This window comes from Immundisolibacter sp., from assembly GCF_028696615.1.
In the GTDB taxonomy this organism is placed as follows: Bacteria; Pseudomonadota; Gammaproteobacteria; order Immundisolibacterales; family Immundisolibacteraceae; genus Immundisolibacter.
This window is the reverse complement of the sequence record NZ_JAQVGQ010000091.1, coordinates 1-9538: the sequence shown is the minus strand read 5'-3', so window position 1 is coordinate 9538 and position 9538 is coordinate 1. Positions and strand designations below refer to the sequence as shown.

Annotated in this window: 13 protein-coding genes; 12 read left to right on the top strand and 1 reads right to left on the bottom strand. The window is 69.0% G+C overall.

Annotation, left to right across the window (positions count from 1 at the left end; all coding sequences use genetic code 11):
• Positions 1-122: 122 nt before the first annotated feature.
• Genes panB through PHC73_RS07560 form a run of 8 tightly spaced genes read left to right on the top strand, consistent with a single transcriptional unit; the run spans position 123 to position 4182 of the window.
• On the top strand, positions 123-917 hold the full coding sequence (gene panB / locus PHC73_RS07595; RefSeq protein ID WP_300126380.1) for a 3-methyl-2-oxobutanoate hydroxymethyltransferase: 795 nt from the start codon (positions 123-125) through the stop codon (positions 915-917).
• Complete coding sequence (gene panC, locus PHC73_RS07590; RefSeq protein ID WP_300126378.1) at positions 917-1774, top strand: pantoate--beta-alanine ligase; 858 nt, start codon at positions 917-919, stop codon at positions 1772-1774. The genes panB and panC overlap by 1 nt, the downstream gene beginning before the upstream one ends.
• Before the next feature lie 46 nt (positions 1775-1820).
• Positions 1821-2201 (top strand): aspartate 1-decarboxylase, encoded by a 381-nt coding sequence (panD, locus tag PHC73_RS07585; RefSeq protein WP_300126376.1) that lies wholly within the window; start codon positions 1821-1823, stop codon positions 2199-2201.
• Positions 2202-2255: 54 nt separating this feature from the next.
• Positions 2256-2630: a hypothetical protein gene (locus tag PHC73_RS07580; RefSeq protein WP_300126374.1), complete on the top strand. Its 375-nt coding sequence runs from the start codon at positions 2256-2258 to the stop codon at positions 2628-2630.
• 5 nt (positions 2631-2635) lie between these two features.
• A complete protein-coding gene (locus PHC73_RS07575; protein ID WP_300126372.1) occupies positions 2636-3229 on the top strand; it encodes a hypothetical protein in 594 nt (197 codons plus the stop codon).
• A 14-nt stretch (positions 3230-3243) separates the two neighbouring features.
• Positions 3244-3537: a DUF1330 domain-containing protein gene (locus tag PHC73_RS07570; RefSeq protein WP_300126370.1), complete on the top strand. Its 294-nt coding sequence runs from the start codon at positions 3244-3246 to the stop codon at positions 3535-3537.
• A complete protein-coding gene (locus PHC73_RS07565; RefSeq protein ID WP_300126368.1) occupies positions 3534-3887 on the top strand; it encodes a DMT family protein in 354 nt (117 codons plus the stop codon). The genes PHC73_RS07570 and PHC73_RS07565 overlap by 4 nt, the downstream gene beginning before the upstream one ends.
• Before the next feature lie 4 nt (positions 3888-3891).
• Positions 3892-4182 (top strand): DUF2845 domain-containing protein, encoded by a 291-nt coding sequence (locus tag PHC73_RS07560; RefSeq protein WP_300126367.1) that lies wholly within the window; start codon positions 3892-3894, stop codon positions 4180-4182.
• A 99-nt stretch (positions 4183-4281) separates the two neighbouring features.
• On the opposite strand, the gene PHC73_RS07555 is transcribed toward PHC73_RS07560, so the two are convergent.
• Positions 4282-5673: a DUF1329 domain-containing protein gene (locus PHC73_RS07555; RefSeq protein ID WP_300126365.1), complete on the bottom strand. Its 1392-nt coding sequence runs from the start codon at positions 5671-5673 to the stop codon at positions 4282-4284.
• A 362-nt stretch (positions 5674-6035) separates the two neighbouring features.
• Between PHC73_RS07555 and PHC73_RS07550 the strand changes: the two genes are divergently transcribed.
• The 4 genes from PHC73_RS07550 to PHC73_RS07535 form a co-directional block, all read left to right on the top strand.
• Complete coding sequence (locus PHC73_RS07550; RefSeq protein WP_300126363.1) at positions 6036-7370, top strand: MFS transporter; 1335 nt, start codon at positions 6036-6038, stop codon at positions 7368-7370.
• A 128-nt stretch (positions 7371-7498) separates the two neighbouring features.
• Positions 7499-8371 (top strand): xanthine dehydrogenase family protein subunit M, encoded by an 873-nt coding sequence (locus PHC73_RS07545; RefSeq protein ID WP_300126361.1) that lies wholly within the window; start codon positions 7499-7501, stop codon positions 8369-8371.
• 4 nt (positions 8372-8375) lie between these two features.
• Positions 8376-8861, top strand: coding sequence for a (2Fe-2S)-binding protein (locus PHC73_RS07540; RefSeq protein WP_300126359.1), 486 nt, complete (start codon positions 8376-8378; stop codon positions 8859-8861).
• A partial coding sequence (locus PHC73_RS07535) for a molybdopterin cofactor-binding domain-containing protein (protein WP_300126357.1) occupies positions 8861-9538 on the top strand: 678 nt, incomplete at its 3' end. The genes PHC73_RS07540 and PHC73_RS07535, both read left to right, overlap by 1 nt.

Genomic DNA, 9538 nt, shown 5'->3' with positions numbered 1-9538 from the left:
GCCCGCCACGGCGTGCAGCGGCTCGCGCAGTCCGCCCCGCCCGCCGTGCTTGCGGGCTGAACGCAGGTCATTAGAATGTCGCGCCCCGCAGTCCGGGCCGGCTGCCGCGCGGAGCCCGCATCATGGCTGTCACCGTAGACACCCTGCGCAAGATGAAACAGGCCGGTCAGCGCATTGCCGCCCTGACCGCCTACGATTATTCCTTCGCCCGCCTGCTGGATGCGGCCGGCGTGGACGTGGTGCTGGTCGGCGACTCGCTCGGCAACGTGATCCAGGGCCAGGCCACCACGGTGCCGGTGACGCTGGACGACATGGTCTACCACACGCGGTGCGTGGCACGCGGCATCGAGCGCGCGCTGCTGATGGCCGACCTGCCGTTCCTGAGTTACCAGGAGAGCCCGGTGCAGGCGCTGCGCAGCGCCGGCCGCCTGATGAAGGAAGGCCTCGCCCACATGGTCAAGCTCGAAGGCGGCGCCGCCATGGCGCCGACGGTCGAGTTTCTGGTCGAGCGCGGCGTGCCGGTGTGCGGGCATCTGGGGCTCACGCCGCAGTCGGTCCACCAGCTCGGCGGCTACAAGGTGCAGGGTCGCGGCGAGGCGGCGGCGCAGCGCCTCGTCGATGACGCGCTCGCGCTGCAGCAGGCCGGCGCGGCGGTGCTGGTGCTGGAGGCGGTGCCGCGGGCGCTGGCGGCGCGCGTGACGCGCGAGCTTGCCATCCCCACCATTGGCATCGGCGCCGGGGCGGACTGCGACGGCCAGGTGCTGGTGCTGCAGGACGCGCTCGGCATGAACCCCTCGCCGGCGCGCTTCGTGCGCAATTTCATGGCCGGGCAGGGCGATCTGCAAGGCGCGATCGCCGCCTACGTGCAGGCGGTGCGCGACGGCAGCTTCCCGGCCGCCGAGCACGGTTACGACTGATGCGGCGCGTGTCGGACGCCGCCGCGCTGCGCGCCCGGCTCGATGCCTGGCGGGCGGCCGGCGAGCGCATCGGCTTGGTGCCGACCATGGGCAACATCCACGAAGGGCATTTGCGCCTGGTGGACGCCGCGCGCCGGCACGCCACGCGCGTGGTGGTGAGCGTGTTCGTGAACCCGACGCAGTTCGACCGGGCGGACGATTTCGAGCGCTACCCGCGCACGCTGGAGGCCGACGCCGCCGCGCTGGCCGGCTGCGGCGCGGACCTGCTGTTGGCGCCGACGGTGGACGTGATGTACCCGGACGGGCTCGATCTGGCCGCCTACGTCGAGCCCACGCACAGCGCCCGACCGCTCGAGGGCGAGTTCCGGCCGGGGCATTTTCGCGGCATGGCGACCGTGGTGACCAAGCTGCTGAACCTGGTGCAGCCGCACTGCGCCGTGTTCGGCGAGAAGGACTACCAGCAGCTCGCCGTGGTGCGGGCCGTGGTGCGCGAGCTGCTGCTGCCGGTCGAGATCATCGGCGTGCCGACCGTGCGCGAGCCTGATGGGCTCGCCATGAGTTCGCGCAACCAGTACCTCACGGCGGCCGAGCGGGCGCTGGCGCCGCGGCTGTACGCCGCGCTGCAGGCGGCGGCGCGCGACGGGGCGGCGCCCGACGCGCCGCTCGCGGCCATCGAGGCGTATCACACCAAGGCCTTGAACGAGGCCGGTTTTCGTGTTGAATATTTTCAATTTCGCAATGCACAATTGGCGCCCCCCGCGCCGGGCGATGACCGGCGCGTGGTGTTGGCAGCCGCCTGGCTGGGGAAGGCCAGGTTGATCGACAACCAGCCGTTCGCCGTCGCGCGCGAGCGGTAAACCCGCCGAACCGATCTCCAACCGCCAGTCACCGCAGGTACAGGCAATGATTCAGTACATGCTGAAGGCCAAGCTGCACCGGGTCACCGTGACCCGGGTCGAGCTCGACTACGAGGGCTCGTGCGCCATCGACGCCGACCTGCTGGATGCGGCCGGCATCCGCGAATACGAGCAGATCGACATCTACAACATCGCCAACGGCGAACGCTTCACCACCTATGCCATCCGCGCCGAGCGCGGCAGCCGCGTCATTTCGGTGAACGGCGCCGCCGCGCACAAGGCGAGCGTGGGCGACAAGGTCATCATCGCCGCCTACTGCGGCCTGGACCGCGCCGAGGTGCTCACGCACAAGCCGCGCCTGGTCTATGTGGATGGCGCCAACGGCATCACCCGCATCGGCAACGACATCCCCGAACAGGCGGCCTGACGTGCCGGCGCGGGCGGTGTCGATCGGTCGCGACGTGCGAAGACGCCGGTTGCCGTGTCTTTGATCCGCTTGCCGCTGCTGCTGCTGGGCGCCTACGGCCTGATCGCGCTCGCCGAAGGCGCCCACGTGGCGCTCGGCAGCGGTGTCGGCACCGAGCTGTCGCGGGGCGTGCTCACCGTGGCTGGCGTGCTGTGGCTGCTGCACGGGCTGCGGCGTGGTCAGGCCTGGGCCTGGTGGCTCGCCACCGGCGGGGCGGTGGTGTTTCTGATCTCGGTGGCCACGGCGCTGCTGGTGGCGGCGCTGGATGGCCGGCCGGCCGGCTTGCCGCCGACGCTGCTCGCCAAAACCCTGCTGCTGGCGGCGGCGGCCGTGCTGCTGCTGCGCCCGACCAGCCGGCGGTACTACCTTGGCCGGCAGCCGGTGGCCTGACGCCGATGTTCGGCCGCGGTCCGGCGGCGCGACTGGCGCGACGCTATCGCCGCGAAGGTGAGGTCTACCTGGTCGAGGTGCACCTGCGCGAGCTGCGGGCGCTGTTCAATTCGCTCGATCCGGCGCCGTTCCTGGACAAGGATCTGGACGACGAGGCCGAGCAGTACATCGTCGGCGCGGTCGAAGAATTCCCGCTCGTCACGCCACTGAAGCTGGTTTTCCATGTGCCCGCCATCAAGCCGGACGATCCGACCGCGTCGGTGCTGGCCGACAGCATCCGCGGCTATTTCGATTACCGGGCGGCGCACGCCGGTCGCCGGCTGGAGCAGCTGTTGAGCCAAGGGCGTTTGTCGCTGCTGATCGGCGTCGGTTTTCTGTTCGCCTGCCTGGGCGCGCGCGGTCTGGTGGCCGGCATGCTGACCGGCACGCTGCGCGACATCCTTGCCGAGGGCCTGCTGATCAGCGGCTGGGTGGCCATGTGGCGGCCGCTCGAAATCTATCTTTACGACTGGTGGCCGCTGGTGCGGCGCCGGCGGATACTGCGCAAGATCAGCGCCCTGCCGGTGGAGCTGCGCATCACCGGCCGATCGCCAGCCTGACCTGGACCCGACCGATGCCGGCCTACCTCATCTATCGCGCCCACGTGCACGACGCCGACGCCTATCGCGCCTACATGGCGCGCACGCCGGATGCCATCGCCGCGTTTGGCGGGCGCTTTCTGGCCCGCGGCGGCGAGACCCTGACCCTGGAAGGCGCGCCCGAGACGGCGCGCGTCATCATCGTGGAATTCCCGAGCCTGGAGGCCGCCCGGGCGTTCTACGATTCGGACATCTACCGGCAGGCGATGCCGTTTCGGCGTGACTGCGCGGACGTGCAGATGGTCGTCGTGGATGGCATCGGGTCATGAGCGACACCGGCTTTGCGGTGCTGCGCACCGGGGCGCTGCTGACGCTCTCGAACGTGTTCATGACGTTTGCCTGGTACGCGCACCTGCGCAATTTGCAGCACAAGCCGTGGCTGGTGGCGGCGCTGGCGAGCTGGGGCATCGCGCTCGGCGAGTACCTGCTGCAGGTGCCGGCCAACCGCCTGGGCTACGGGCCGCTCAGCCTGGCGCAGCTGAAGGTGATGCAGGAGGTCATCGCGCTGACGGTGTTCGTGCCGTTTGCGGTGTTCTACATGGATCAGCCGCTGCGCCTGGATTACCTGTGGGCGGCGCTGTGTCTGGTGGGCGCCGCGTATTTCATCTTCCGGGGCTGAGACGATGAACCGATGGTTGCTGGTGCTGGCGGTCGCGGCAACGCTGTGGGGACAGGGCGCCGGCGCCGGCATACGCTGCGGCAACAAGCTGATCGAGGTCGGCGATTTCTCGGCCTACGTGCTCGAGCAGTGCGGCGAGCCGCGGTCACGGCAGATCATCTCGGGCGCGATCGGCGCCGACAGCCCGCTGGTCGAGCAGTGGGTTTACGACTTCGGCACCCGCCAGCCGCTGCGGGTGCTGACCTTCGTCGGCGGGCGTCTGCAGCGCATCGAGGATGCCGGCCGGTCGCGCTGATACGGCCGTCCGTGGAGTTTTTCGGCGCGCCGCGTGGCAAACATGCCCATGCGGGGCAAGGCGTGTTGCCCCGCATGGGACGCGGACTGCGTGAAAATCTCAGCGCACGCCGAACTTGCGCAGACCGGCCGGCGTGTAGATGTCCGGATCGGGCCTGCCCTTCTCGCTGAAGTCGGGCGGTGCGGCGACCCCTTTCGGTCCCACGTTGTAGAACGAGTTCAGCGCCGAGTGGCGGCCGGAGATGAGATCCGTGTGATCGTCGCCCCAGAAATAGGGCAGCGGCACGTTGTAGAAATTCATCAGGTACTCCTCGGATACGCGCCACAGGTCGCCGCGGGCATCGTACATGTCGCCGAGCGCGCCATCCCAGCTGTCCTCGTCGAAGTAGGCGAAGCGATGCGGCGACAGGTGCCGGAAGCCCGGTTTGAGTGTGGCTTCCACCACCCACACCCGGTGCAACTCGTAGCGCTTGAGTTCCGGATTGTTGTGGCCGGCCATCACGATGTCGTCGAAGGTCAGGCCCGGCTGGGCGAGCTTGTAGCTGTTGTAGGGGATGAACATCTCCTGGCGCTTGATCGGCGCGTAGTCGTACCACTCTTCGGCACCGGTCAACCAGAACATCCAACGCGAATCGCCGGTACGCAGGCCGTCCGAACCGGTGCCGGGGCTGTCGTAGAAACCGATTTCCGGCGCCTTGCGCACGCGGCGCTGGCCGGGGACGTACAGATAGGCGTCGAACGTGGTGTCCTGCAGGTATAGGCAGGCGCTGAAGATGGAGCCGGCGCTGCGCGGTGGTTCGATGTCCTCCTGCGAAGCGCACAGGCCACCACCGCCCGAGCGGGTGAACCGCTCGCCGGTCAAGGGCGGATCGCCGCCGGCGTCGGGGCCGATCCATAGCGGCATCAGGAAGCGGTCACGCTTGACCTGCACGGCGTACTTGCCGTCCGGAAACGCGTTGTAGCCGTAGGCCAGCGCCGTGTACCACTTGCCGACGAAACGGAAGGTGTGGTTCCACATCACCTCGGCGTTGTCGTTCGGAATCGGAAAAAATACGCCCGGTTTCCAGGTGTTGGAGGCCAAACAGCGCTTTTCGCGATTCGGCCCCGGCGGCGGATTGCACCAGTCGGCGCGGGTGGCGTTGTAGATCGAGTTCTCGTAGTGCCACTGCGGGAAAGACGCGCTGCGCCGGCTCGGATACACGTGCATCTTGTAGGTATCCGGGTATTTCTTGAACAGGGCGATTTGGCCGGCGGACAGCTTGTCGGCGTATTGCTGATAGTTCTGCGCCGTGATCGTGAACAGCGGCTTGTCATCGGCGTAGGGGTCGACGTACCAGCCGCCCTCCTTGTAGCCGGCCGGCGGCGTCTTGATGCCGCCCTCCCAGGCCGGGATCGAGCCGTCGGCATTGCCGGCGCGGATGGCGCCGAACGGTGTCAGCTCGGTGCCTTCGAGGCCGAGTTTGGCCGCCTCCTGCGGCGATACCTTGGCCACGGCCGACGCGGCCAGAACGACCCCCAACGTCAAGAACGCGCAATTGCGCCATGCGTGCATCACCATCCTCCTCGTGCAACGACGTGTCGACGCCGCGGGGCGCCTTGGCTGCATCAGGCAATGCGGGCCGTCCGTGGCCGGGGGGCTCGATTTTTTTCACAGGTGATCGCGGCCGGCTTGCAGCCGTCGGGTATCTGCTCTCCCCGCCCTGGTGCGCACGTTCGTTTCGTAATCATGCGCCGGACGGATGCTGGCAGCGCCGGGCGGTGATGTCAACGGTCGTTTGGTAGGGTCGCTCGGCGCCTTATCCCAATGGCTCTGCCTGCTATGCTCCCGCGCCGAAAAAATCCGCGGAGGGGAGCATGAACGACGCCGCGCGCGTGGATTTGCCACGCTGGTTCGACCGGGCGCGCTTTGGCGCGTATCAGGTGCGCGTGGTGCTGTTGTGCTTTCTGGTCACCACGTTCGACGGCTTCGACACCCAGGCGATCGCCTTCGCGGGGCCGGCGCTCGCCCAGGCGCTGGGCGTCGGGCCGCGCGGGCTGGCGCCCATCGTCACCGCCGGGGTGGCCGGCATGGCGTTGGGGGCGGTGCTGTTCGGGCCGCTCGGGGATCGTTACGGCCGGCGGCTGGCGGTGTTGCTGGCCACTGCCGTGTTCGGCCTGTTCTCTTTGGCGACGGCGTTCGCCGGCACGGTCGAGCAGCTGGTGCTGCTGCGCTTTCTGACCGGCATCGGCATGGGCGGCGCGGCGCCGAACGTGTACACGTTGGCGTCTGAGTTCTCGCCGACGCGCCACCGGGGGCTGGTGATGCTGCTGGCCGGGCTCGGCCTGCCGGTCGGCGCCATCGTCGGCGGCCTGATCGCCGGGGCGATCATCCCGGCCTGGGGCTGGCAGGGCGTGTTCGTGCTCGGCGGCGTGGCGCCGCTGCTGTGCCTGCCGCCGCTGGCGGTGTGGTTTCCCGAGTCACCGTATTACCTGGCGCGCCGCGATAGGCAGGCCGCGCTGCGCGCTTTGCTGGCGCGCGTGGCGCCGGCGGCGCTGCCGCCTGCCGGGACCCGCTTCGCGCTGCCGGAGGCGCCCGCCCGCGTCGGCGCCGCGGCCCTGCTGTCGCCGCCGCTGCGACGCAACACGCTGGCGATCTGGGCCACCTATTTTTTCAACTGGGTGGCCTGGTTCGGCTTGGTGTTGTGGATTCCCTCGGTGGTCACCGCCGCCGGGCTGCCCAAGCAGCAGGCGGGTCTGGCGACGGTCACGCTCAACGGCGCGGCGCTGGTGTTCATGTTGCCGCTGGCCTGGTGGCTGCCGAGGCTGGCGGTGCGGCGGGTGATTTTGGCGCTGCTGGCCGGGGCGGTGCTGGTGTCGCTGCTGCTGGCGGCGGCCGGCAGCCGTTGGTCGCTGGTGTTCGCGCTGATCGGCCTGGCTGGCCTGTTCGTCGGCGGCCCGCAGATCGCCCTCAATTACCTCGCCGTGTCGATTTATCCCACGGCGGTGCGTGCCAGCGGCGTCGGCTGGGCCATCGGACTGGGTCGCGTCGGCACGGTGGTCGGCGGGGCGGCCGGCGGCCTGGTGCTGGCCGATTTCGGCCCGCGCGGTTTTTTCCTCGCCTTGACCGCGCCGCTGCTGCTGGCGGGGCTGGCCGCGCTGATGGTGCGCGGCGCCGACCGCAGCGGCCCCGGTGACAACGGCGGCGACTAGTTGCTAGAGTCCGCGATCCGGGCATCACCACTTGTCGGTGCCGCGCGCCCGGCCGGTCAGTCTTAAAAAACCATCCCGTCAGGTCGTGGCGGGATCCCGCCCCTTACGGAGAAGGAGTTCTCGCGCCTATGCATAGCTTCGAGTACGCAGCGCCCACGTCGCTGGGCGAGGCGGTCAACCTGCTGGCGGGGGCGCGCGGCAATGCCCGCGTGCTGGCCGGTGGCACCGACCTCATCATCAACATGCGTGTCGGGCGCCGCAAGCCGGCGCTGGTGGTCGACGGCAAGCACATCCCGGAACTGAATGAGCTGTCGGTGAGCGCCAGCGGGCTGACCATCGGTGCCGCGGTGTCGTGCCGGCGCGCCTACGAGCACGCCGAAGTGGCCAAGCGCTACCAAGCGTTGGTCGACTCGATCAGCCTGATCGGCAGCGTGCACATCCAGGGCCGCGCCACGGTGGGCGGCAACCTGTGCAACGCGGCGCCGAGCGGCGACGCAATCCCGACGCTGATCGCGCTCGGCGCCGTGGCCAAGGTGCTGGGCCCGAACGGCACGCGCGAGGTGCCGGTCGAGGACTTCTGCGTGGCGCCGGGCAAGACGTGTCTGGCCGACGACGAGCTGCTGGTCAGCCTGCACATTCCGGCACCGGTTGCCAACAGCGGCGCACGCTACCTGCGCTTCATTCCGCGCAACGAGATGGATATCGCCATCGCCGGCGTCGGCGCCAGCGTGGTGCTGGACGCGACCAAGCAGGCTTTCGTGTCGGCGCGCATCGCGCTGGCCTCGGTGGGGCCGACGCCGATCTTCGCCCGCGAGGCGGGCGCGCTGCTGGCCGGAAAGCCGGTGAGCGAGGACAGCATCCAGCTGGCGGCGGACGCCGCCCAGGCGGCGGCCAAGCCGATTACCGACATGCGCGGCACGGTCGAGCAGCGCAAACATCTGGTCAAGGTGCTGACGGCCCGCGCGTTGCGCGGCGCCATCGAGCGTGCCAAGGGAGCTTGAGGTCATGGCGAAGAAAACCCACGTAGAGACGACGCTCAACGGCGAGGCGCTGGAATTCCTGGTCGAGCCGCGGCAGAGCCTGCTCGAGGCGCTGCGCGACGTGGTGCACATGACGGGAACCAAGGAAGGCTGCAACGACGGCAACTGCGGCGCCTGCAGCGTGCTGCTGGACGGCGTGCTGGTGAATTCCTGCTGCGTGCTCGGCGTGGAGGCGCAGGGCCGCAGCATCGAGACCGTGGAAGGTCTCGGCACTGCCGAAAAGCTGCACCCGCTGCAGCAGGCGTTCCTGGAGGAAACCGGCATGCAGTGCGGCATCTGCACGCCGGGCTTCCTGATGGCGGCCAAGGCGCTGCTGCAGAAAAATCCCAACCCGACGGAAGAAGAAGCGCGTCTGTGGCTGGCCGGCAACCTGTGTCGCTGCACCGGCTACGACAAGCTGATCCGGGCGGTTCTGAAGGCCAGCCAAATGATGGCGAAGGAGGCTGCGTAATGAACATGGAACCCGAGTACAAACCCCGCAAATGGCGGGTGCTGGGCACCACCCCGGTGCGCCGCGACGGTATCGACAAGGTCACCGGTCAGGCCAAGTTCGGCGACGACTTCCACCTGCCGGACATGCTTTATGGCAAGGTGGTGCGCAGCCCCCACCCGCATGCGCGCATCAAGCGCATCGACGCCAGCAAGGCGCTGGCCTTGCCGGGCGTCAAGGCCGTCATCACCGGCGCAGACTTCCCGCCGCTGAACCAGGCGGTGGTGGCGGCCGGTGAGGGCGGTCACGTCAGCATGCAGGACATCGCCGACAACTGCATCGCCAAGCACACCGTGTTCTACGACGGTCATGCCGTGGCCGCGGTGGCGGCCGACAGCCCGCACGTGGCCGAGGAGGCCGCCGCGCTGGTCGAAGTGGAATACGAAATCCTGCCGTTCATCCAGGACGTGCGTGAGGCCGTCAAGGACGGCGCCATCGTGCTGCACGACGACTACGTGCCGGGCGCCTTCCTGTTCCCGACCCAGAAGGCACTGCCCAATGCCGGGCGCCTGCAGCTGGCCGCCGGCGACGTGGAGCAGGGCTTCAAGGACGCCGACATCGTGGTGGAGCGCGAATACACCACCGCCACCGTGCACCAGGGCTACATCGAGACCCACGTCACCACCTGCCGCTGGGAC